This is a genomic window from Streptomyces sp. NPDC006365 (assembly GCF_042870755.1).
GTDB lineage: Bacteria > Actinomycetota > Actinomycetes > Streptomycetales > Streptomycetaceae > Streptomyces > Streptomyces xiangluensis.
The window spans coordinates 247,947-269,333 of sequence record NZ_JBIAHS010000012.1 but is presented as its reverse complement, the minus strand read 5'-3'; the positions used below and the strand labels follow the sequence as shown (position 1 = coordinate 269,333).

Sequence of the window (21,387 nt, the reverse complement as noted above, 5' to 3'; positions counted from 1 at the left end):
GCAGCTCCGGGGATCGAGGACAGGAGCGTACGACGCAGGGAGTTGCCGAGGGTGTAACCGAAGCCCGGCTCCAGCGGCTCGATCACGAACCGGGAGCGGAACTCGTCGACGACCTCTTCGGTCAACGAGGGACGCTGAGCGATCAGCATGTTGCGATCCTTCTGTCAGGGGCGCCCGCTATTTGACGCCCTGCCACCGGGCGGAAGCCCGAAAATGATGCTGCTGCAAGGGTACGGGCGATACGGATCCGAAGAGCCATACCGCCCGGCTGTTACATGTGGGGAGCAACCCCCACGCCCCCGGCCGAAAAGCCCGGAGGCACAGCAAGCCCTTGAAGCGCCAGGTCAGACGCGACGACGCTTGGGCGGACGGCAGCCGTTGTGCGGGGTGGGCGTGACGTCCTGGATGGAGCCGACCTCGAGCCCGGTCGCCTGCAGCGAACGGATGGCGGTCTCACGACCCGAACCCGGGCCCTTGACGAACACATCCACCTTGCGCATGCCGTGCTCCTGCGCGCGGCGGGCGGCCGACTCGGCGGCCATCTGCGCGGCGAAGGGGGTCGACTTGCGCGAGCCCTTGAAGCCGACGTGGCCGGCGGAGGCCCAGGAGATCACGTTGCCGGTCGGGTCGGTGATCGAAACGATGGTGTTGTTGAACGTGCTCTTGATGTGCGCGTGGCCATGAGCGACGTTCTTCTTTTCCTTGCGGCGCACCTTCTTGGCAGCGCCCTGACGTCCCTTGGGGGGCATCTATAACTCCTACGGGGAGGTGGTCGGTCCTACAGCGAAGACCGCTGGACGGCGAAGTCCGCTGCGGACTACTTCTTGCCCGGCTTCTTCTTACCGGCGATGGCGCGACGCGGACCCTTGCGGGTACGGGCGTTGGTGCTGGTGCGCTGACCGTGGACGGGCAGGCCACGACGGTGACGCAGGCCCTGGTAGCAGCCGATCTCCACCTTGCGGCGGATGTCGGCCTGAACCTCACGACGGAGGTCACCCTCGGTCTTGATGTTGTTGTCCACGTACTCGCGGATCTTGACCAGCTCCTCCTCGGAGAGGTCGCGAACGCGGGCGTTCGGGTTGACGCCGGTCTCGGCCAGCGTCTTCTGCGAGAGGGTCCGGCCGATGCCGAACACGTAGGTGAGGGCGACCTCCACGCGCTTGTCGCGTGGGATGTCAACACCGGAAACGCGTGCCATTCAATGGCTCCAGTTGTCGTTCGGAGGTCTTCCACAGAACCGCCTCCCGCCCGCCGTCCTCTCGAACTCCAAAGACTCTTGGACTCCAAGATTCGGTACGAACCGGGTCCCCGGCCTCCGACCGGGGGTATCGGATCCGTGCTGAACACGGGATCCGGGCCCTGCGTATGAACATGTACTGCTTGCGTCGCGCGAAGAATCTGCGGATGCGGAAGGTTGGTCGTGCGTCAGCCCTGGCGCTGCTTGTGGCGCGGGTTTTCGCAGATGACCATGACCCGACCGTGACGGCGGATCACCCTGCACTTGTCGCAGATCTTCTTGACGCTCGGCTTGACCTTCATTGGGTGAGGTTCTCCGGGTCAGTGCCACCACCCCGCGGGAGCGGGGCACAGGCAAGATCTACTTGTACCGGTAGACGATCCGGCCACGCGTCAGGTCGTACGGAGACAGCTCCACCACGACCCGGTCGTCAGGGAGGATACGGATGTAGTGCATCCGCATCTTGCCGCTGATGTGTGCCAGGACCTGGTGGCCGTTCTGGAGCTCGACCTTGAACATGGCGTTCGGAAGAGACTCGACGACAGTGCCCTCGATCTCGATGGCACCTTGCTTCTTGGCCACGCTTCGCCCTTCGAATCGACTACCTTGATCGGCTCCAACAACCGCATGCAGACATGCGGGTACACAAGAGCCGACGAGTCAGTCTACGTCAGGGCCATCAGAAACACGAATTGAGAGCCTGCCCACCCGGGAAGATCCTTAAGCGGGTGACCGCGCGAGGCTGTGACGTATGCGCCTCCGCCGCGCGGGGCGCGCCGCGTCAGGGGCGCGGGGAACGCGCAGCCCTCCAGTTTCGGGAAGGGGCGGGCCCGGGGAAAGAAAACCCTCCCCGTCACCCCAGCGGATCAGGCGCAGCCGTAATCCCATACTCGGCAAGCTTCGCCTTGCCCCCGTCCGGAGCCGTCAGCACGAGCGGCCCGGCCTCCGTCACGGCAACCGAGTGCTCCCAGTGGGACGACCACGTGCCGTCAGTCGTGATGACCGTCCAGTCATCCGAGAGAACCTCGGTCTTGGCCGTCCCCAAAGACACCATCGGCTCAATGGCAAGGCAGAACCCGGGCACCAACTTCGGCCCCCGCCCCCGCCGCCGCTCGACATAGTTCAACAGATGCGGATCCATGTGCATCTCCGTACCGATGCCATGCCCGCCGTAGTCCTCAATGATCCCGTACCGCCCACCACCGGGCTTGGGCTGCCGCCGGATATACGTCTCAATGGCACGGGAGACATCAACAAGCCGATGGCCCACCTTCATTGCAGCGATCCCCGCCCACATCGACTCCTCGGTCACCCGGGAGAGCTCAACGAGCTCGGGCGCATGCCCGCCCCCCACAAAGGCGGTGTACGCCGCATCACCGTGCCACCCGTCCACAATCGCGCCCGCGTCGATGGAGATGATGTCGCCGTCCTTGAGGACGACGTCGTCACTGGGGATGCCATGGACGACGACCTCGTTCGCGGAGGTGCAGATCGTCGCGGGAAACCCCCCGTACCCCAGGAAGTTCGACTTCGCCCCGTGCTCATCCAGCACCTTGCGGGCAACCTCGTCGAGATCCTTGGTCGTGGCCCCGGGCACCGCCGCTTCACGCGTCGCCTTGTGGATGGCGGCGACAACAAGCCCCGCCTCACGCATCTTGGCGATCTGCTCGGGCGTCTTGATCTGCACCATGAGGGCCTGCGCTCTCCGTCTTCTTGCACCGTCACGTACACACAACAGTACGGCCGCGGCACCCAACTGGGCACCGCGGCCGAATCAGCGGGACGACTACGCGCTCGCGTCGCCCTCAGAGCTCTCGCCGTCCTCACGCTCGAGCGCGTCCATCGCCCGCCGCGTGACCTCGTCCACCTTGCCGAGCGCCGAGATCGTCACGACCAGGCCCTGGGCCCGGTAGTAGTCGATGATCGGCTCGGTCTGCGTGTGGTAGACCTCGAGCCGGCGGCGGACGGTCTCCTCGGAGTCGTCGTCGCGCTGGTACAGCTCACCACCGCAGGCGTCGCAGACGCCTTCCTTCTTCGCCGGGCTGTACGCCACGTGGAAGACATGGCTCGAGTCCCTGCGGCAGATGCGGCGGCCGGCGATGCGCTTGACCACCTCGTCCTCGGGGACCTCCAGGTCCAGCACCGCGTCCAGCTCCACCCCGTCGGCCTTCAGCGCCTGGTCCAGCGCCTCGGCCTGCGAGACGTTGCGCGGAAAGCCGTCCAGCAGGAAGCCGTTCTCGGCGTCGGGCTGCTCCATGCGGTCCCGCGCCATCCCGATGGTGACCTCGTCCGGTACGAGGTTCCCCGCGTCCATGTAGGACTTGGCGAGTTTGCCGAGTTCCGTCTGCTGGTTGATGTTGGAGCGGAAGAGGTCGCCCGTTGAGATGTGCGGGATCGACAGGTTCTTGGCGAGAAACGCGGCCTGCGTTCCCTTGCCTGCACCAGGCGGCCCAACGAGGACGATTCGCATCAGCGGAGGAACCCTTCGTAATTGCGCTGCTGGAGCTGGCTCTCGATCTGCTTCACCGTCTCCAGACCCACACCCACGATGATCAGGATGCTGGTACCGCCGAACGGGAAGTTCTGGTTGGCGCCGAAGCCCGCCAACGCCACTGTCGGCACAAGAGCGATCAGACCCAGGTACAGCGAACCCGGCCAGGTGATCCGATTGAGTACGTATCCCAGGTACTCAGCGGTCGGTCGGCCAGCCCGGATTCCCGGGATGAAGCCACCATACTTCTTCATGTTGTCCGCGACTTCCTCGGGGTTGAACGAGATCGCCACGTAGAAGAACGCGAAGAAAATGATCAGGAAGAAGTAGAGGATGATGTGCGGCGTCGCAGCCGTATCCGCGAGATTCTTCTCGATCCAGGTCTTCCAGCCGGAGTTTCCACCGGCAAACTGCGCGATCAGCGCCGGGATGTAAAGCAGCGACGAGGCAAAGATCACAGGGATGATGCCCGCCTGGTTGACCTTCAGCGGGATGTACGTCGACGTGCCGCCATAGGAGCGGCGGCCGATCATCCGCTTCGCGTACTGGACCGGGATACGGCGCTGGGCCTGCTCGACGAAGACCACCAGTCCGACCATGAACAGGCCGACCGCGATCACGGTGCCGAACTCGATCCAGCCGCCCGCGAGGTTGCCCTGCTGCTTGATGGCCCACAGCGCCGACGGGAAGGTGGCGGCGATCGAGATGAACATCAGGATCGACATGCCGTTGCCGATGCCGCGGTCGGTGATGAGCTCACCCAGCCACATGACGGTGGCCGTACCGGCGGTCATGGTGATGACCATCGTGATCGTCACGAAGACCGACTGGTCGGGCACGATCTGGGTGGCGACGGGGCAGCCCTGGAACAGCGCACCCGTACGAGCGGTGGCCACCAGGCCGGTGCCTTGGAGGATGGCCAGTGCCACCGTGAGATAACGGGTGTACTGCGTGATCTTCGCCGTACCGGCCTGGCCCTCCTTCTTGAGGGCTTCCAGACGCGGGATCACCACGGTCAGCAGCTGCAGAATGATGCTCGCCGTGATGTACGGCATGATGCCGAGCGCGAAGACCGTGATCTGCAGCAGAGCGCCACCGCTGAACATGTTGACCAGGCCGAACAGGCCCTGGTTCGCGTTGGCATTGTCGATACAGGTCTGGACGTTCCTGTAGTCCACGCCCGGGATCGGGATGTGCGTACCGATCCGGTAGATCACGATGATGCCGAGCGTGAAGAGCAGCTTCTTGCGCAGGTCGGGCGTCTTGAACGCCCGGGCGAACGCGGTGAGCACGGTGCCTCCTGCGACCCCCGCGCAACTGCGTCAGAGGTGACGGTCTTGAGGTTCGACGAGTAAACGGACAGCTAACTAACAGTCAGAAGCCGCCTGAAGTTCCCAGTGGGCACACCAGGCGAAAATGAGCAGTGCTGGCCACCATACCCGCGGCACAGCTTTCCTTGGAACGACCAACCGGGGATGCCCCATTTGTGGGGCATCCCCGGTCGGGTGCGCTCAAGTCATCGAGGCGTCCGTGGAGTTCAGACGAGCTCGGTGACGGTGCCGCCGGCGGCGGTGATCTTCTCCTTGGCGGAGGTGGAGGCCGCGTCGACCTTCACCTCGAGCGCCACGGAGATCTCGCCCTGGCCGAGGACCTTGACAAGGCTGTTCTTGCGAACGGCGCCCTTGGCGACCAGATCGGCCACCGTGACCTCGCCGCCCTCGGGGTAGAGCGCGGCCAGCTTGTCGAGGTTCACGACCTGGTACTCGGTCTTGAACGGGTTCTTGAAGCCCTTCAGCTTCGGGAGCCGCATGTGGAGGGGCATCTGCCCACCCTCGAAGCGCTCCGGAACCTGGTAGCGGGCCTTCGTGCCCTTGGTACCACGACCGGCCGTCTTACCCTTCGAGGCCTCACCACGACCGACACGGGTCTTGGCGGTCTTGGCGCCCGGGGCGGGACGGAGGTTGTGGATCTTGAGCGGGTTCTGCTCCGCCATGATCAGTCGACCTCCTCGACCGTCACGAGGTGGCGGACGGTGTGCACCATGCCGCGGAACTCGGGGCGGTCCTCCTTGACGACCACGTCGTTGATCCTCTTCAGACCAAGCGAACGCAGGGTGTCACGGTGGTTCTGCTTGCTGCCGATGTACGACTTCGTCTGCGTGATCTTGAGCTGAGCCATTACGCAGCACCAGCCCCGGCACGCGCACGCAGCAGAGCCGCGGGAGCGACGTCCTCGAGGGGCAGACCACGGCGGGCCGCGATCTCCTCGGGACGCTGCAGACCCTTCAGGGCTGCCACGGTCGCGTGCACGATGTTGATCGCGTTCGACGAGCCGAGCGACTTCGACAGGATGTCGTGAACACCGGCGCACTCGAGCACGGCACGCACCGGGCCACCGGCGATAACGCCGGTACCGGGGGAAGCCGGCTTGAGCAGGACGACGCCCGCGGCCTTCTCGCCCGTGATCGGGTGCGGGATGGTGCCCTGGATACGGGGGACCTTGAAGAAGTGCTTCTTGGCCTCCTCGACACCCTTGGCGATGGCGGCCGGCACCTCCTTGGCCTTGCCGTAACCGACACCCACGGTGCCGTCACCGTCGCCCACCACGACCAGCGCGGTGAAGCTGAAGCGACGACCACCCTTCACAACCTTGGCGACGCGGTTGATCGCGACGACGCGCTCAACGTACGCGGTCTTCTCGGCGGCAGCTGCGCCGCCGTCACGGCCCTTCCGGTCCCGCCGCTCGCCGCCACCGGCACCGCTTCCGCGGCGCTGGGGTCCAGCCATTGGATTTACCTCTCTCTGTTTCCGCTAGCTACGGCAGGCTCAGAACTTGAGCCCGGCTTCGCGGGCGGCGTCCGCCAGGGCGGCGATGCGCCCCGCGTACTGGTTGCCACCACGGTCGAACACGACGGCCTCGACGCCCGCGGCCTTCGCACGCTCGGCGACCAGGGCGCCGACCTGCTTGGCCTGCGCGGACTTGTCGCCCTCGGCACCGCGGATCGAGGTGTCCAGGGTGGACGCCGACGCAAGGGTGTGCCCCTTGAGGTCGTCGATCACCTGGGCCACGATGTGGCGGTTCGAGCGCGTCACGACCAGGCGGGGACGCTCAGCCGTACCCGAGACCTTCTTACGGATCCGGATGTGACGCCGCTTGATGGCAGCACGCTTGTAGGCGTCGCCCTTGGCGATCTTCTGCCCGTATGCCATGGCTTACTTACCCGCCTTTCCGACCTTGCGGCGGATGACTTCGCCCTCGTACTTGACGCCCTTGGCCTTGTACGGGTCGGGCTTGCGCAGCTTGCGGATGTTGGCCGCAACCTCGCCGACCTTCTGCTTGTCGATGCCCTCGACCGAGAACCGCGTCGGGTTCTCGACCTTGAAGGTGATGCCCTCGGGGGCCTCGACCAGGATCGGGTGGCTGTAGCCGAGCGAGAACTCCAGGTTGGAACCCTTGGCCAGGACTCGGTAACCGACACCGCTGATCTCGAGCTTCTTCACGTAACCCGTGGTCACGCCGGTGATCATGTTCGCCACCAGCGTGCGGGACAGGCCGTGCAGGGCCTTGTTCTGACGCTCGTCGTTCGGGCGGGTGACATTGAGAATGCCGTCCTCGCCCTTAGCGATCTCGATCGGCGCCGCGACGGTGTGGGAGAGGGTGCCCTTGGGGCCCTTCACCTGGACCGTACGGCCATCGATGGTGACGTCCACGCCGGCGGGAACCGTGATGGGGAGCTTGCCAATGCGCGACATAGCTGTTTCCTCCGTTCCCTTCCGCTACCAGACGTAGGCGAGGACTTCTCCGCCTACGCCCTTCTTGCCGGCCTGCTTGTCGGTGAGGAGCCCGTGGGACGTGGAGATGATCGCCACGCCCAGGCCGCCGAGCACCTTCGGCAGGTTGGTGGACTTCGCGTACACCCGGAGACCGGGCTTGGAGATCCGCTTGATGCCCGCGATGGAGCGCTCACGGTTCGGGCCGAACTTCAGCTCGAGAACGAGGTTCTTGCCGACCTCGGCGTCCTCGACCTTCCAGCCCGTGATGAAGCCCTCCTGCTGGAGGATCTCCGCGATGTGCGACTTGATCTTGCTGTGCGGCATAGCCACGGAGTCGTGGTACGCCGAGTTCGCGTTACGCAGACGCGTCAGCATGTCTGCGATCGGATCAGTCATGGTCATGAATTGGCCTTCGGCCTCTCTCGCCGGGGTTTCCTGGTGCGCCATCCCTCTCCCCGATCCGAGACGGGACGGGTGCGGCGCGGTGGACCTACGGCGTAGTAAGTCGTACGGGCGTCCAGGCGCCCAACCCCCCAAGCCTAAGCCATGGAGGGGTGGGCACCTGACCGAGCCCTTTACTTACCGAGAGCCCTGACAATCCCCTATTCGGGGAATTACCAGGAGCTCTTGGTCACGCCCGGCAGCTCGCCACGGTGAGCCATCTCACGAAGGCACACGCGGCAGAGGCCGAACTTGCGGTACACGGAATGCGGACGACCGCAGCGCTGGCAGCGGGTGTACGCACGCACACCGAACTTGGGCTTGCGGGCAGCCTTAGCGATCAGAGCCTTCTTCGCCATCTCGCTCACGCCTCCTTGAAGGGGAAGCCGAGGTGACGAAGGAGCGCGCGGCCCTCAGCGTCGTTGGTCGCCGTGGTGACCACGGTGATGTCCATACCCCGGACGCGGTCGATCTTGTCCTGGTCGATCTCGTGGAACATGACCTGCTCCGTGAGACCGAAGGTGTAGTTGCCACGGCCGTCGAACTGCTTGGGGGACAGACCACGGAAGTCGCGGATGCGCGGCAGCGCGAGCGACAGGGTGCGGTCCAGGAACTCCCACATGCGGTCGCCACGAAGCGTGACGTGGGCACCGATCGGCTGGCCCTCACGCAGCTTGAACTGCGCGATGGACTTACGGGCCTTGGTGACGGCCGGCTTCTGACCGGTGATCGTGGTGAGGTCGCGGATGGCGCCCTCGATCAGCTTGGAGTCGCGGGCGGCGTCGCCCACACCCATGTTGACCACGATCTTGACGAGACCGGGGATCTGCATGACGTTCTCGTACTTGAACTCGTCACGCAGCTTGCCCGTGATCTCCTCGCGGTACTTCTGCTTCAGACGGGGAGCGGTGGTGGTAGTCATCAGATGTCCTCACCCGTCCGCTTGGCAACGCGGATCTTGTTGCCTTCATCGTCGAAGCGGTAACCGACACGCGTGACGACCTTGTTGCCGTCCTTCTCAACGACCAGCTGGACGTTGGAGACGTGGATCGGCGCCTCGGTCGTGACGATGCCGCCCGCCTGCGAACCGCGAGCCGTCGGACCGGCCTTGGTGTGCTTCTTGACCCGGTTGACACCCTCGACCAGGACACGCTCGTCGCGCGGGTAAGCGGCAATGACCTTGCCCTGCTTGCCCTTGTCCTTGCCGGTGATGACCTGGACCAGGTCGCCCTTCTTGATCTTCATGCTTACAGCACCTCCGGCGCGAGCGAGATGATCTTCATGAACTTCTTCTCGCGCAGCTCACGGCCAACGGGGCCGAAGATACGGGTGCCGCGAGGGTCGCCGTCGTTCTTGAGAATGACAGCGGCGTTCTCGTCGAAGCGGATGTACGAGCCGTCCGGACGGCGGCGCTCCTTGACGGTGCGAACGATGACCGCCTTGACGACGTCACCCTTCTTCACGTTGCCACCGGGGATCGCGTCCTTGACGGTGGCGACGATGACGTCACCGATGCCCGCGTAGCGGCGACCGGAGCCACCGAGCACACGGATGCAAAGGATTTCCTTCGCCCCCGTGTTGTCGGCGACACGCAGCCGCGACTCCTGCTGGATCACGTCTATCTCCTGTTTGTCTGCCGGTTCCCGCAGGGGCCTTCTCGGGCCGAACCTGCGAGCCTGGCGGAACCGTCCTGCGAGTTGCTCCCGCAGGAATTACTGGGCCTCTTGAGGAAGAAAACCTCCGCCGGGGGCCGCAGGCCGCCCGGGCCCTTCGGTCCGAGGGCGCTCCCCGGCCCGGGGGCCTGGGTGCGGAGCCCCCAGCGGGGGTCAGCGGGGGTGGAACCCCCGCTTGATTACTTCGCCTTCTCGAGGATCTCTACGACGCGCCAGCGCTTCGTCGCCGAGAGCGGGCGGGTCTCCATAAGAAGGACCCTGTCACCGATACCGGCGGCGTTCTGCTCGTCGTGCGCCTTGAGCTTGTTCGTACGGCGGATGACCTTGCCGTACAGCGCGTGCTTGACGCGGTCCTCGACGGCGACGACGACGGTCTTGTCCATCTTGTCGCTGACGACCAGACCCTCACGGGTCTTGCGGAAGCCGCGCGCGGCCTTCGTCTCTTCAGTCACGTTGTTCTCGCTCATCAGGCGCTCTCCACCGTCTCGATGCCCAGCTCGCGCTCACGCATCAGGGTGTAGATCCGCGCGATGTCCTTACGGACCGCCTTCAGACGGCCGTGGTTCTCGAGCTGCCCGGTCGCCGCCTGGAAGCGGAGGTTGAACAGCTCTTCCTTGGCCTCGCGAAGCTTCGCCAGAAGCTCCTCGTCACCCAGTTCGCGCAGCTCGGACGCCTTGGTACCGGCCGACATCACGCTTCACCTGCCTCGCGCCGCACAATGCGGCACTTCATCGGAAGCTTGTGAGCAGCGCGGGTAAGCGCCTCACGCGCAATCTTCTCGTTCGGGTAGGACAGCTCGAACATCACCCGGCCGGGGTGAACGTTCGCGACCCACCACTCCGGCGAACCCTTACCGGAACCCATGCGGGTCTCGGCGGGCTTCTTCGTGAGGGGACGGTCCGGGTAGATGTTGATCCAGACCTTGCCGCCACGCTTGATGTGGCGGGTCATCGCGATACGAGCCGCCTCGATCTGGCGGTTCGTCACGTACGCCGGCGTGAGGGCCTGGATGCCGTACTCGCCGAACGCAACCGTCGTACCACCCTTGGCCTGACCGCGGCGCTTGGGGTGGTGCTGCTTGCGGTGCTTGACCCTACGAGGGATCAGCATGTCGGTCAGGCCTCCGTTCCAGTGCTCTCAGCCGGAGCGGCAGCGGCGGGAGCCTCGGCCTTGGGGGCCTCGGCAGCCGGCGCGGACTGCTGCTGCGGCTTGCGACCGCGACCGCCACGCTCGCCACCGCGGCCACCACGGGCCGGGCGGTCGGCGCCACCACGGGCCGGGCGGTTGCCGGCGCGGGCGGCGGCGTTCTCGGCACGGACCTCGGCGATGTTCTTGACGTCGCCCTTGTAGATCCAGACCTTCACACCGATACGGCCGAAGGTCGTCTTGGCCTCGAAGAAGCCGTAGTCGACGTTCGCGCGGAGCGTGTGCAGGGGCACGCGGCCCTCGCGGTAGAACTCCGAGCGGGACATCTCGGCGCCGCCGAGACGGCCACCACACTGGATCTTGATGCCCTTGGCGCCGGCCTTCATCGTGCCCTGCATGCTCTTACGCATGGCACGACGGAAGGAGACGCGGGAGGACAGCTGCTCGGCAACGGCCTGAGCAACCAGCTGAGCGTCGGTCTCGGGGCTCTTGACCTCGAGGATGTTCAGCTGGACCTGCTTGCCCGTGAGCTTCTCGAGGTCACCGCGGATGCGGTCGGCCTCGGCGCCACGGCGGCCGATGACGATGCCGGGACGCGCGGTGTGGATGTCCACACGCACACGGTCACGGGTGCGCTCGATCTCCACCTTCGAGATACCGGCGCGCTCCATGCCGGACGTCATCATCCGACGGATGGCGACGTCTTCCTTGACGTAGTCCTTGTACAGCTTGTCGGCGTACCACCGGGACTTGAAGTCCGTGGTGATGCCGAGTCGGAACCCATGCGGGTTAACCTTCTGGCCCATTACCGGGTTCCTTCCTTGCTGCTGACGACCACGGTGATGTGGCTGGTCCGCTTGCGGATCCGGTAGGCACGGCCCTGGGCACGCGGCCGGAACCGCTTCAGGGTCGGACCCTCGTCGACGTAGGCCTCGGTGATGACAAGGCTGTCGGCGTCGGTGTGGTCGTAGTTGTGCGCGGCGTTGGCGATGGCGCTGTCCAGCACCTTGCCGACCGGCACGCTCGCGGCCTGCGGGGCGAAACGCAGGACCGCCTGGGCCTCCGTGGCGTCCATGCCACGGATGAGGTCCACCACTCGGCGGGCCTTCATGGGCGTGACGCGGATGTACCGCGCCTGGGCCCTGGCTTCCATGGTTGTCCCTTCAGTGTCTGTCATGGTCATTCACCCCGCCTTTAGCGGCGCTTCGACTTCCGGTCGTCCTTGACGTGACCCCGGAAGGTGCGCGTCGGCGAGAACTCGCCGAGCTTGTGGCCGACCATGGACTCGGTGACAAACACCGGGATGTGGGTCTTGCCGTTGTGCACCGCGATCGTGTGGCCCAGCATGGCCGGGACGATCATCGAGCGACGGGACCAGGTCTTGATGACGTTCTTGGAACCGGCTTCGTTCTGGGCGTCCACCTTCTTGATCAGGTGGTCGTCGACGAAGGGCCCCTTCTTGAGACTGCGCGGCATCTGAAAACCCGCTCCTAGCGCTTCTTGTTCGTCTTGCGGCGGCGGACGATGTACTTGTTCGAGGCCTTCTTGGGCGAACGAGTACGTCCTTCCTTCTGGCCCCAGGGGCTGACCGGGTGGCGACCACCGGAGGTCTTGCCCTCACCACCACCGTGGGGGTGGTCAACCGGGTTCATCGCCACACCGCGAACGGTCGGGCGGACGCCCAGCCAGCGCTTGCGGCCGGCCTTGCCCCAGTTGATGTTCGACTGCTCGGCGTTGCCGACCTCGCCGACGGTGGCGCGGCAGCGCACGTCGACCAGCCGGATCTCACCGGACGGCATACGAAGGTGGGCCATCTGGCCCTCCTTCGCCAGCAGCTGCACGGAGGCACCGGCGGAGCGGGCGAACTTGGCGCCGCCACCGGGACGGAGCTCGATCGCGTGGATCGTGGTACCGACCGGGATGTTGCGGAGCGCCAGGTTGTTGCCCGGCTTGATGTCGGCCCCGGGACCGTTCTCCACACGGTCGCCCTGCTGCAGGTTGCGCGGGGCGAGGATGTAGCGCTTCTCGCCGTCCGCGTAGTGCAGCAGCGCGATGCGCGCGGTGCGGTTGGGGTCGTATTCGATGTGCGCGACCTTCGCCGACACGCCGTCCTTGTCATGACGACGGAAGTCGATGACGCGGTAGGCGCGCTTGTGGCCACCACCCTGGTGGCGCACGGTCACACGACCGGAATTGTTACGGCCGCCCTTGCTGTGCAGCGGGCGGACCAGCGACTTCTCCGGCGTGGACCGCGTGACCTCGACGAAGTCGGCGACGCTGGAGCCACGGCGGCCCGGCGTAGTCGGCTTGTACTTGCGGATTCCCATTTCTCAGTCCTCGTCCGATATCGGACCAGGGCACTCCGTTAGGAGGCCTGGCCGAAGATGTCGATACGGTCGCCCTCTGCAAGGGTCACGATCGCGCGCTTGGTGTCGGCACGCTTGCCGAAACCAGTGCGGGTCCGCTTGCGCTTGCCCTGGCGGTTGATCGTGTTGACCCCGGTGACCTTGACCGAGAAGACCGCCTGGACGGCCTCCTTGATCTGGGTCTTGTTGGCACGCGGGTCGACGACGAACGTGTACTTGTTCTCGTCGAGGAGCGCGTAGCTCTTCTCGGAGACGACCGGCTTGATCAGTACGTCACGGGGGTCCGTGTACGACTTGCTCAGCGGCGTCTCGACGGTGTTCTTGCCCTCGGTGGCGTGGCGACGCGCCTTCTTGACGCGCGCCTCCTTGGCCTTCTTCGCGGCCTTCGAGGCGATGGAGGGGTGACGGATAGCCATCAGACCTCACTCCCTTCAGTGTCGGTGTTCCGCTCGGCACTGGGCGTGCCGGACACGAAGGACTCGAAGGCGGCCTGGGTGAAGACCACGTCGTCCGAGACGAGAACGTCGTACGTGTTCAGCTGGCCCGGCTCCAGGATGTGCACCTGGGGCAGGTTGCGGGCGGAGAGCAGCGAGGCCTCGTCCGCACGGTCGATCACCAGGAGCAGGTTCTTGCGCTCCGAGATCTTGCCGAGCAGCGACTTGGCGGCCTTGGTGGAGATCTCGCCCTCGACCACGCCGGTGACGACGTGGATGCGGTTGTTGCGGGCCCGGTCGGTGAGGGCGTGGCGCAGGGCCGCGGCCTTCATCTTCTTCGGGGTCCGCTGCGAGTAGTCACGCGGCACGGGACCGTGCACGACGCCACCACCGGCGAACTGCGGAGCGCGGGTCGAGCCCTGGCGCGCACGCCCGGTGCCCTTCTGGCGGTAAGGCTTCTTACCGCCACCACGAACCTCGCCGCGGGTCTTGGTCTTGTGCGTGCCCTGACGGGCAGCGGCCAGCTGGGCGACGACGACCTGGTGGATCAGCGGAATGCTGACCTTCTCAACGTCGAAGATCTCCGCGGGGAGCTCGACGGTGCCGGCCTTGTCGCCTGCCGGCGAAAGGATGTCAAGAGTGCTCATCGGTTACCTCAGGCCCCCTTGGCCGCGGTGCGGACCAGGACGAGGCCGCCGTTCGGACCGGGAACCGCGCCCTTGATGAGCAGCAGACCCTTCTCCGCGTCAACGGCGTGGACGGTCAGGTTCTGGGTGGTGACCCGCTCGTTGCCCATACGACCCGCCATGCGGAGGCCCTTGAACACACGGCCCGGGGTGGCGCAGCCACCGATGGAGCCGGGAGAGCGGTGCTTGCGCTGGGTACCGTGACCGGCACCGAGGCCACCGAAGTTGTGGCGCTTCATGACACCGGCGAAGCCCTTGCCCTTGCTCTTGCCGGTGACGTCGACCTTCACGCCGGCCTCGAAGGTGTCGGCGGTGATCTCCTGCCCGAGCGTGTACTCGCTGGCGTCCGCGGTGCGGAGCTCCACGAGGTGGCGGCGGGGGGTCACGTCGGCCTTGGCGAAGTGGCCCTTGAGGGGCTTGTTCACCTTGCGCGGGTCGATCTCGCCGAAGGCGATCTGCACGGACTCGTAGCCGTCGGTGTCGTTCGTACGGACCTGGGTGACGACGTTCGGCCCGGCCTTGACGACGGTGACGGGAACAACACGGTTGTTCTCGTCCCACACCTGCGTCATGCCGAGCTTCTCGCCCAGGATGCCCTTGATCTGCTTAGCCATTCTCAGACCACCGGCCCTTAGAGCTTGATCTCGATGTCGACACCGGCCGGGAGGTCGAGTCGCATCAGAGAGTCAACGGTCTTGGGGGTCGGGTCGAGGATGTCGATCAGGCGCTTGTGCGTGCGCATCTCGAAGTGCTCGCGCGAGTCCTTGTACTTGTGCGGCGACTTGATGACGCAGTACACGTTCTTCTCAGTGGGCAGCGGCACCGGGCCCGCGACCGACGCACCAGTACGCGTCACCGTCTCGACGATCTTCTTCGCCGAGGAGTCGATGACCTCGTGGTCGTAGGCCTTGAGCCGGATGCGGATCTTCTGTCCCGCCATGGCTACTCCGTAGTCCTGTCTCTCAATAAACGCTCTGGCGACTCGGAAGGTCCGCGTCTTCATCCTCCGACCCACGCGGTCGGGCGTGTCGCGCCCTCGCTGACACGGGTATCCGTAGCGGATTTCCCTTCCAGGGGGTGCGATCGTCGACCGCGGATCCGAGGGTGAGACACCCACCGGGCGCCTGGCCGGTACCCCGCTGACACTTCCCGGAAGATTCCCGTACGTCCGCCTCAGCGCTGCCCTGAGGGGCAGTTAAGGCGACGAGTACTGTGGGACTCGCTTCCGGTCCTCCCGGCGGGAGGCGCGCAGCATCGGCACTCAACCGAGCAACCCCGACAGTCTGCCATACGGGCCATGGGGCTGGCCAATCGAGCCGTAGAGGGTACCCCCGGCGTGACGTGCGTCAAACCTGGGCCCGTTCGAGCCCGACTGGGCCCCTGTGACGTCGTCATCGGCAACCGCCGCTAATCCGCTCGCTTGCCACTCCCCCGCGCTCCTACGCTGATCAAGTACGGCGGTTGCCACGGGGGGAACGTTCACCATGCGTACGCATTACCCACGGACCCGGCATCTGCCCTGGTCGCCCGGCGCGACCGCGGACGATCTCCGGGTCACGGACCTGTCCGGTCTACGGGGACGCGAGGTCGTCGTCACCGAGAAGCTCGACGGCGAGAACACCACGCTGTACGCCGACGGCCTGCACGCCCGCTCGCTCGACTCGGCCCACCACCCCTCCCGGGCCTGGGTCAAGGCGCTCCAGGGGCGCATCGGTCATGCCATCCCCGAGGGGTGGCGCGTGTGCGGGGAGAACATGTACGCCCGGCATTCGATCGCGTACGAGGATCTGGAGAGCTGGTTCTACGGCTTCTCGGTGTGGGACGCGGACGGCCGCTGCCTGGACTGGGACCGGACGGTCACGTATCTGCGCGGACTCGGCATTCCCGTGCCGCGCGTGCTGTGGCGGGGCGTGTTCGACGAGCGCGCGCTGCGGGCGCTGAGGCTGGATCCCGTGCGGCAGGAGGGGTACGTCGTCCGGGTCGTCGACGCCTTCGGTGCGGAGGAGTTCGGGCAGCGGGTCGCCAAGTGGGTGCGGGCCGGGCATGTGCGGACGGACACGCACTGGATGCACACGGCCGTCGTGGAGAACGGGCTCGGGGCGGGGGCCGCTCTGTGGGCGGTGCGTTCGGGTGCGGCGGTCGACGTGGAGGCCCTGGTGCGTGCGGTGGGGCCGGCCGGCGAGGGGGATCCGGAGGCCGTCGCCCGACTCGATCTGGCGGGGCAGTCCGGGGACGACCGGCTCGGCGGCGTACTGGCCGCGCTGCTGCACGGAGGCCGGCGGGCACGAATCGCGGCCAAGATCGCCGCGGCGGCGGGCATGCCGCTCGCGCGCCGGGTCGCGGACCTCGTCGGACTGCACCATGCGCTGCACCGGCCGTATCCGGACGAGGACCGGCGGGCCGGCCTGGTGCGGTTGTCGTACGCCGCCGATCTCGGTCTCCTGCACGCGGTCGCCCGGGCCACGGCGGACACGGACGAGGCACGCGAGCAGGTGGAGTGGTCGGCCCTGCACGCCGAGGACATCGGCGGCCTGGACGAAGGCGGGCTGCGGGAGGCCTTCGCCGGCCTTCCGGACGACGCGGCCGTCCGCTGCCGGGCCGAGGCACGCGAGGCGTACGCGCAGGGGCGGATCCACGGTCTCGACGAGGCGGTCGCCGCCACGTGGCGCTGGCGCTCCGGCGCCTTCCCGAAGCTGATACAGACGGTCGGTCCCGCGGGCAGCGGCAAGAGCACCTTCGCCCGTGGCCTCCCCGGCGTGGACGCGTACATCTGCCTGGACGACCTGCGCGAGGCCCGCGGTGCACGCGCCGACCAGCGGGCGAACACGGACGTACTGCGCGAGGGTCTCGACCGGCTGGACACCGCCCTGGCCGCCGGAGGGACCGTGGTGTGGGACGCCACGTCCCTCAACAAGCAGCAGCGCTCGCTCGTCCACGCGATCGCCCACCGCCGCGACGCCCTGCGCACCCACGCCGTGGTCCTGGTCGACGAGGACGAGCTGATCCGGCGCAACGCCCGCCGTGAGCACCCGGTGCCGCCCGAGGTGCTCACCGCCCAGCTGCGCCGCTTCGGCCCGCCGTACGCGGGCGACGCGCACCGCACCTGGTACATCGGGGCGAGCGGAACCGTCGAGGAGGAGGTCTGACCGGTGCGCACGAGCGAGGAGATCTATCACCGGGTGCGCTGGGACGCGCGCTTCGACCCGGCCCGCTTCGTGCTGGGCGTGCTCCAGCGCGGCGCCGATCCCAAGCGCGTTCCGCTGCCCGCCTTCGTGCCGGGCGGCGAGATCCCGTGGCACCGGGTGCTGTTCTTCGAGGCCGACGGCGAGGTGGTGTGGGACCGGACCACGGGCGTGGACCGGATCGACGCGACGGAGGCCGGGCGGGTGCGGGAGGCACGACGGCTCCGGGCGCCGTTCTTCACGGCCCGTACGCCGTACGCGTGGGACGGCGAGGACTGGCGCCCCGTGCGCTCGCCGCGCGGCACCGTACCCGGTCCGCGCCCGGGCGGTGTGCGAGTGCTGACCTGGAACACCCTCTGGGACCGGTACGACGCCGACCTGATCGACAGCGCCCGGCGCAGACCGCTGCTCCTGCGGGCCCTGCGGGAAGCCGACGTGGATGTGATCGCGCTGCAGGAGGTCGAGGCCGAGCTTCTGGGCATGCTGCTGCGGGAGCCATGGATCCGGGCGGACTGGACGCTCGGCACGGACCCACGGGGCCGGGACGTGGACGACTGCGGTCTGCTGCTCCTGAGCCGGTTGCCCGTCCGCGAGGCGGCGCATCACGCGCTGGGCCCGCACAAGGCGGTGGCCGCCCTCGTCGTGGAGACGGACACCCGGCCCCTCGTCGTCGCCGCGACCCACCTCAGCAGCGACCACTCCGACAACGGTGCGGGCAGGCGCGAGGCCGAACTCGCCCGTATCGCCGAGGGGCTGGCGGCTCTGGAGGACAACCTTGTCCTGCTGGGCGACTTCAACGACGGCGGGGACACACCGCAGCTGACGCTGGGCCTGCGGGACGCGTGGAGCGAGGCGCACGGCGCCGACGACCGGACGCCGACGTTCGACCCGGGCGCCAACCCGCTCGCCGCGGTCTCCTCCCTGACCGGCCGGGCCTCCCGACTGGACCGGGTGCTGCTGCGCGCGGAGGGCCTGCGGGTACGGCGGGCCGAGCTGTACGGCGACACGCCCTCGGCCGACGGCCTCCACGTCTCCGATCACTACGGGGTACGGGTCGAGTTGACGGCGGACCCGGCGGACTCGGCGGGCTCGGCGGATGCGGCGGATGCGGCTGAGCCGGGGGCGTACGACGTCCTCGACGCGCGCCCGACTCCCCGTACGGCCCTGGCGTGGATCCCGCCCCAGGAGCTGTGGCCGCCCCTCCAGGACATCCGCCGGGACCACGACCCGCAGATCCACCGCTGGCCGCCGCATGTGAACCTGCTCTTCGGATTCGTACCGGAGCACGAGTTCGAGCAGGCGGCATCGCTGCTGGCGAGGGCCACCACGGCTATGGCTCCCTTCGAGGCCCGGCTGGCGGGCGTGCACTGGTTCGGTCATCGGGACGCCGCCACCGTCTGGCTCGACCCCGCGGCCGACGGCGAGGAACCATGGGCCGAACTGCACCGCACCCTCCTGCGCCACTTCCCCCGCTGCCGTGGCCGCCACGCGGGCTTCACCCCTCATCTGAGCCTGGGCCGCACCACCGATCCGAACGCCCTGGCCGCCGACTGCGCGTCCCGTCTCGCTCCGATACCGGTCCGGGTGGGCGAGTTGGCACTGCTGTCACGCCGCGGGGACGAGCCGATGCGCGTGCGGGCGACGGTGACGCTGGGGACGGGGAAGGTCCGCTGGACGCAGGAGGCTGCTCGGTACGGGCACTCCGAGGCTGCCCCCGCCGAAACCGCCACGGCCACGGAGACGGCAACCGCCGACCGGATCACCCACCGCATCGCGGATGCGCTGTCCGATGGTGTCGTACACCTCGTCGGCTCCCGGCGCATGGGCTGCGCACTGCCCGGAGCGGACGTGGACCTGGTGACGGCCCTGCCGGATCGGGTCCAACTCTCCTCCGTGCAGGGGCGATTGACGACCGCGCTCTCCGACGCGACCGACATGCGCGAGGTGGTCGGGGCACGCGTACCCGGACTGCGGTTGCGGGTCGACGGACTGGACGTGGACCTGGTCGTCGTCGCCACCGGCTCGATGGACCCCGGCGAGGCGGTGGAGCGCCGGGCCGAGTTGGGCGAGGCCGCGTCGATCGCGCTCAGTGCGGTGAGCGACGCCGACGCGATCCTCGCCTCGGTCGGCACCCACGGACCGGCCTTCGCCCGGCTGGCCACGCAGGTCAAGGCGTGGGCGAAGGCACGCGGCCTGGATTCGGCACCGTTCGGCGGGCTGCCGGGCCTGGCCTGGTCCGTCCTGGCGGCCCGTACCGTGAGCGAGGCCGGCGATCTGCCCCCGGCCGATCTCCTACAGCACTTCTTCGCTACGTGGGCCGCCTGGGACTGGCGAGACCCGGTGGGCGAACCGGGCCACAGGGGGCGTCAGGCTCTCCCCCTCACGATCACCACGCCGTCCGATCCGGTCCGCCCCTGCACGGACCAGGTCACGGCGGGCATGCGAGACCTCATCACCCAAGAGCTGTTCCGCGCCTGGGAGTTGCTGGACTCGACCGCGGACCCGTTCCCGTGGCCCGAGCTGCTGTCCCCTCCCAACCTGCACCGCCGCCACGCGGCCTGGGCGGTCGTGACGGTGGGCTCCGGCGCTGACGAGGGCCGGGTACGGGGCAGGATGCGGGCCCTGCTGACCGACCTGTCGGACACGGCTCCGGCCACCCATGCCTGGCCCCGGCCCTTCACCAGTGACCCGCTCCGCTACGCCATCGGCCTGGGTCTCAACCCACCGGCTCCGGATCGTCTCGCTGCTGTCGCGGAACGCCGGCTGCGCGGCCTGTCGGGGGTCACGCTGAGGAGAGTTGAGGGCGGCGAGATCCCGACCTTGTACTGATCGCGCCTGGGCAACAGCCCCTGAAACCGCTCAAGCCGCTCAAGTCCCGGCCATCGCACGCCGGTTCACCGTGCAACTCTCCTCCACCCGGCGCGGCGCCCGTCTGGCCCGACTGTTCACGACCGAGCAACTCCGTTCCTGGGGACTGCCGTTGGAGGCGGCAAGCCACATCGTGGCCGAGCTGACGATCACGCCCCCGAATCGCGGCCCGTCCCGCTCCTGTGAACGGCACACGCATGAGCGGCGCACGCACTTTTTCCTCGATATTCGCCGTTACACAGCGCTGTTAAGATCGGCACATGAACGAGCTGGCCACCATCACTTCCCTTTCCGATCCCGCGATGCAGCGAATTCTCGACGTCACCAAGCCGTCGAGGTCCAGCATCAAGACGGTATTGATCGAGGACACCGAACCCCTCATGCAATGCCTGGGAGCGGGGGTCGAATTCATCGAGGTGTACGGAAGCGACAGCACTCCGTTCTCTCCCGAACTGCTCGACCTCTGTCAGCAGCGAAATGTTCCGGTCCGCCTCGTCGAATCGTCGGTCGTCAATCAGCTGTTCAAAGGGGAGCGAAAGGCCAAGACATTCGGTATCGCGCGCGTCCCCCGGCCGGCTCGGTTCCAGGACATCGCGGAGCGCGGCGGAGACGTCGTCGTACTCGACGGCGTGAAGATCGTCGGTAACATCGGCGCGATCGTGCGGACTACCCTCGCACTGGGGGCCTCAGGAATCGTCCTGGTCGACAGCGATCTCGCCACGATCGCCGACCGGCGTCTGCTGAGGGCAAGCCGGGGCTATGTCTTCTCCCTTCCCGTCGTTCTCGCCAGTCGCGAGGACGCGGTCGCCTTCGTCCGCGACAACGAAATGCCGTTGATGGCGTTCGAAGCGGGCGGTGAACTCACCGTCAAGGACCTCGGTGACAAACAGGAACGGCTGGCCCTGCTGTTCGGCAGCGAGAAGGGCGGACCCTCCGAATTGTTCAAGAAGACGTCCGCCACAACGGTTTCCATCCCGATGATCAATTCCACCGAGTCTCTCAATGTCTCGGTCTCGGTCGGTATCGCGCTGCACGAGCGAATCCAGAGGAATTTCGCCGTCAGCCGCTGACCTGAGCACCGCCAACAGCA

At 67.2% G+C, this 21,387-nt stretch carries 31 protein-coding genes and 1 pseudogene; 3 read left to right on the top strand and 29 right to left on the bottom strand.

The annotated features are described in order from the left end of the window. From ACFYO0_RS29925 to rpsJ, 29 genes and pseudogenes are all read right to left on the bottom strand, one after another. A pseudogene (locus tag ACFYO0_RS29925) lies at positions 1-149 on the bottom strand (DNA-directed RNA polymerase subunit alpha); the annotation flags it as partial. A gap of 195 nt (positions 150-344) precedes the next feature. Further along, entirely contained in the window at positions 345-749 is a 405-nt protein-coding gene (gene rpsK / locus ACFYO0_RS29920) for a 30S ribosomal protein S11 (protein WP_003948617.1), read from the bottom strand. Between the two features lie 68 nt (positions 750-817). Beyond that, the gene (gene rpsM, locus ACFYO0_RS29915; RefSeq protein ID WP_386340868.1) at positions 818-1,198 is read right to left on the bottom strand and encodes a 30S ribosomal protein S13; all 381 of its coding nucleotides are present in this window, start codon (positions 1,196-1,198) and stop codon (positions 818-820) included. 227 nt (positions 1,199-1,425) lie between these two features. After that, entirely contained in the window at positions 1,426-1,539 is a 114-nt protein-coding gene (gene rpmJ, locus ACFYO0_RS29910) for a 50S ribosomal protein L36 (protein ID WP_003998809.1), read from the bottom strand. Positions 1,540-1,597: 58 nt separating this feature from the next. Beyond that, positions 1,598-1,819, bottom strand: coding sequence for a translation initiation factor IF-1 (infA, locus tag ACFYO0_RS29905; RefSeq protein WP_003948620.1), 222 nt, complete (start codon positions 1,817-1,819; stop codon positions 1,598-1,600). A gap of 271 nt (positions 1,820-2,090) precedes the next feature. Further along, positions 2,091-2,927, bottom strand: coding sequence for a type I methionyl aminopeptidase (map, locus tag ACFYO0_RS29900; RefSeq protein WP_388682247.1), 837 nt, complete (start codon positions 2,925-2,927; stop codon positions 2,091-2,093). Between the two features lie 96 nt (positions 2,928-3,023). Continuing rightward, positions 3,024-3,707: an adenylate kinase gene (locus ACFYO0_RS29895; RefSeq protein ID WP_388682244.1), complete on the bottom strand. Its 684-nt coding sequence runs from the start codon at positions 3,705-3,707 to the stop codon at positions 3,024-3,026. Next, on the bottom strand, positions 3,707-5,020 hold the full coding sequence (gene secY, locus ACFYO0_RS29890; protein WP_344391414.1) for a preprotein translocase subunit SecY: 1,314 nt from the start codon (positions 5,018-5,020) through the stop codon (positions 3,707-3,709). The genes ACFYO0_RS29895 and secY overlap by 1 nt, the downstream gene beginning before the upstream one ends. Before the next feature lie 245 nt (positions 5,021-5,265). Then, positions 5,266-5,721 carry a 50S ribosomal protein L15 gene (gene rplO, locus ACFYO0_RS29885; protein WP_344391416.1) on the bottom strand — a complete coding sequence of 152 codons (456 nt, stop codon included), beginning with the start codon at positions 5,719-5,721 and terminating at the stop codon, positions 5,266-5,268. A gap of 2 nt (positions 5,722-5,723) precedes the next feature. Beyond that, positions 5,724-5,906, bottom strand: a complete 183-nt coding sequence (gene rpmD / locus ACFYO0_RS29880; protein WP_033319647.1) for a 50S ribosomal protein L30 — start codon at positions 5,904-5,906, stop codon at positions 5,724-5,726. Further along, complete coding sequence (gene rpsE / locus ACFYO0_RS29875; RefSeq protein WP_005481208.1) at positions 5,906-6,514, bottom strand: 30S ribosomal protein S5; 609 nt, start codon at positions 6,512-6,514, stop codon at positions 5,906-5,908. The genes rpmD and rpsE overlap by 1 nt, the downstream gene beginning before the upstream one ends. A gap of 39 nt (positions 6,515-6,553) precedes the next feature. Next, positions 6,554-6,937: a 50S ribosomal protein L18 gene (gene rplR, locus ACFYO0_RS29870; protein WP_328771079.1), complete on the bottom strand. Its 384-nt coding sequence runs from the start codon at positions 6,935-6,937 to the stop codon at positions 6,554-6,556. A 3-nt stretch (positions 6,938-6,940) separates the two neighbouring features. Then, on the bottom strand, positions 6,941-7,480 hold the full coding sequence (rplF, locus tag ACFYO0_RS29865) for a 50S ribosomal protein L6 (RefSeq protein WP_165261506.1): 540 nt from the start codon (positions 7,478-7,480) through the stop codon (positions 6,941-6,943). A gap of 24 nt (positions 7,481-7,504) precedes the next feature. Next, positions 7,505-7,903 carry a 30S ribosomal protein S8 gene (rpsH, locus tag ACFYO0_RS29860; RefSeq protein ID WP_004984520.1) on the bottom strand — a complete coding sequence of 133 codons (399 nt, stop codon included), beginning with the start codon at positions 7,901-7,903 and terminating at the stop codon, positions 7,505-7,507. A gap of 212 nt (positions 7,904-8,115) precedes the next feature. Next, positions 8,116-8,301, bottom strand: coding sequence for a type Z 30S ribosomal protein S14 (locus ACFYO0_RS29855; protein WP_003956452.1), 186 nt, complete (start codon positions 8,299-8,301; stop codon positions 8,116-8,118). A gap of 5 nt (positions 8,302-8,306) precedes the next feature. Then, positions 8,307-8,864, bottom strand: coding sequence for a 50S ribosomal protein L5 (gene rplE / locus ACFYO0_RS29850; RefSeq protein ID WP_388682237.1), 558 nt, complete (start codon positions 8,862-8,864; stop codon positions 8,307-8,309). Continuing rightward, positions 8,864-9,187: a 50S ribosomal protein L24 gene (rplX, locus tag ACFYO0_RS29845; RefSeq protein WP_053674523.1), complete on the bottom strand. Its 324-nt coding sequence runs from the start codon at positions 9,185-9,187 to the stop codon at positions 8,864-8,866. The genes rplE and rplX overlap by 1 nt, the downstream gene beginning before the upstream one ends. A gap of 2 nt (positions 9,188-9,189) precedes the next feature. Then, positions 9,190-9,558: a 50S ribosomal protein L14 gene (rplN, locus tag ACFYO0_RS29840; RefSeq protein ID WP_003998823.1), complete on the bottom strand. Its 369-nt coding sequence runs from the start codon at positions 9,556-9,558 to the stop codon at positions 9,190-9,192. A 236-nt stretch (positions 9,559-9,794) separates the two neighbouring features. Beyond that, a complete protein-coding gene (rpsQ, locus tag ACFYO0_RS29835) occupies positions 9,795-10,082 on the bottom strand; it encodes a 30S ribosomal protein S17 (protein WP_344391427.1) in 288 nt (95 codons plus the stop codon). Then, the gene (gene rpmC, locus ACFYO0_RS29830; protein ID WP_003998824.1) at positions 10,082-10,306 is read right to left on the bottom strand and encodes a 50S ribosomal protein L29; all 225 of its coding nucleotides are present in this window, start codon (positions 10,304-10,306) and stop codon (positions 10,082-10,084) included. Before rpmC ends, rpsQ begins: the two co-directional genes overlap by 1 nt. Further along, a complete protein-coding gene (gene rplP / locus ACFYO0_RS29825; RefSeq protein ID WP_033319640.1) occupies positions 10,306-10,725 on the bottom strand; it encodes a 50S ribosomal protein L16 in 420 nt (139 codons plus the stop codon). Before rplP ends, rpmC begins: the two co-directional genes overlap by 1 nt. A gap of 5 nt (positions 10,726-10,730) precedes the next feature. Then, positions 10,731-11,567, bottom strand: coding sequence for a 30S ribosomal protein S3 (gene rpsC / locus ACFYO0_RS29820; protein ID WP_351293471.1), 837 nt, complete (start codon positions 11,565-11,567; stop codon positions 10,731-10,733). Beyond that, positions 11,567-11,914, bottom strand: a complete 348-nt coding sequence (gene rplV, locus ACFYO0_RS29815) for a 50S ribosomal protein L22 (protein WP_093777432.1) — start codon at positions 11,912-11,914, stop codon at positions 11,567-11,569. Before rplV ends, rpsC begins: the two co-directional genes overlap by 1 nt. A 41-nt stretch (positions 11,915-11,955) precedes the next feature. Continuing rightward, positions 11,956-12,237 carry a 30S ribosomal protein S19 gene (gene rpsS, locus ACFYO0_RS29810; RefSeq protein ID WP_007384069.1) on the bottom strand — a complete coding sequence of 94 codons (282 nt, stop codon included), beginning with the start codon at positions 12,235-12,237 and terminating at the stop codon, positions 11,956-11,958. A 14-nt stretch (positions 12,238-12,251) separates the two neighbouring features. Beyond that, positions 12,252-13,088 carry a 50S ribosomal protein L2 gene (gene rplB / locus ACFYO0_RS29805; protein WP_388682232.1) on the bottom strand — a complete coding sequence of 279 codons (837 nt, stop codon included), beginning with the start codon at positions 13,086-13,088 and terminating at the stop codon, positions 12,252-12,254. Between the two features lie 38 nt (positions 13,089-13,126). Further along, on the bottom strand, positions 13,127-13,543 hold the full coding sequence (rplW, locus tag ACFYO0_RS29800; RefSeq protein WP_344391432.1) for a 50S ribosomal protein L23: 417 nt from the start codon (positions 13,541-13,543) through the stop codon (positions 13,127-13,129). Beyond that, positions 13,543-14,208, bottom strand: coding sequence for a 50S ribosomal protein L4 (gene rplD, locus ACFYO0_RS29795; RefSeq protein ID WP_388682229.1), 666 nt, complete (start codon positions 14,206-14,208; stop codon positions 13,543-13,545). The genes rplW and rplD overlap by 1 nt, the downstream gene beginning before the upstream one ends. An 8-nt stretch (positions 14,209-14,216) precedes the next feature. Then, the gene (gene rplC, locus ACFYO0_RS29790; RefSeq protein ID WP_344391434.1) at positions 14,217-14,861 is read right to left on the bottom strand and encodes a 50S ribosomal protein L3; all 645 of its coding nucleotides are present in this window, start codon (positions 14,859-14,861) and stop codon (positions 14,217-14,219) included. Between the two features lie 17 nt (positions 14,862-14,878). Further along, positions 14,879-15,187, bottom strand: coding sequence for a 30S ribosomal protein S10 (rpsJ, locus tag ACFYO0_RS29785; RefSeq protein ID WP_003948644.1), 309 nt, complete (start codon positions 15,185-15,187; stop codon positions 14,879-14,881). Between the two features lie 544 nt (positions 15,188-15,731). Here rpsJ and ACFYO0_RS29780 point away from each other — a divergent pair. From ACFYO0_RS29780 to nshR, 3 genes are all read left to right on the top strand, one after another. Further along, a complete protein-coding gene (locus tag ACFYO0_RS29780; RefSeq protein WP_388682226.1) occupies positions 15,732-17,393 on the top strand; it encodes an RNA ligase family protein in 1,662 nt (553 codons plus the stop codon). Positions 17,394-17,396: 3 nt separating this feature from the next. Continuing rightward, positions 17,397-20,258 carry a poly(A) polymerase gene (locus ACFYO0_RS29775; RefSeq protein ID WP_388682223.1) on the top strand — a complete coding sequence of 954 codons (2,862 nt, stop codon included), beginning with the start codon at positions 17,397-17,399 and terminating at the stop codon, positions 20,256-20,258. 299 nt (positions 20,259-20,557) lie between these two features. Then, positions 20,558-21,367, top strand: coding sequence for an NshR/TsnR family 23S rRNA methyltransferase (gene nshR / locus ACFYO0_RS29770; protein ID WP_388682220.1), 810 nt, complete (start codon positions 20,558-20,560; stop codon positions 21,365-21,367). The last annotated feature ends 20 nt before the right edge of the window (positions 21,368-21,387 follow it).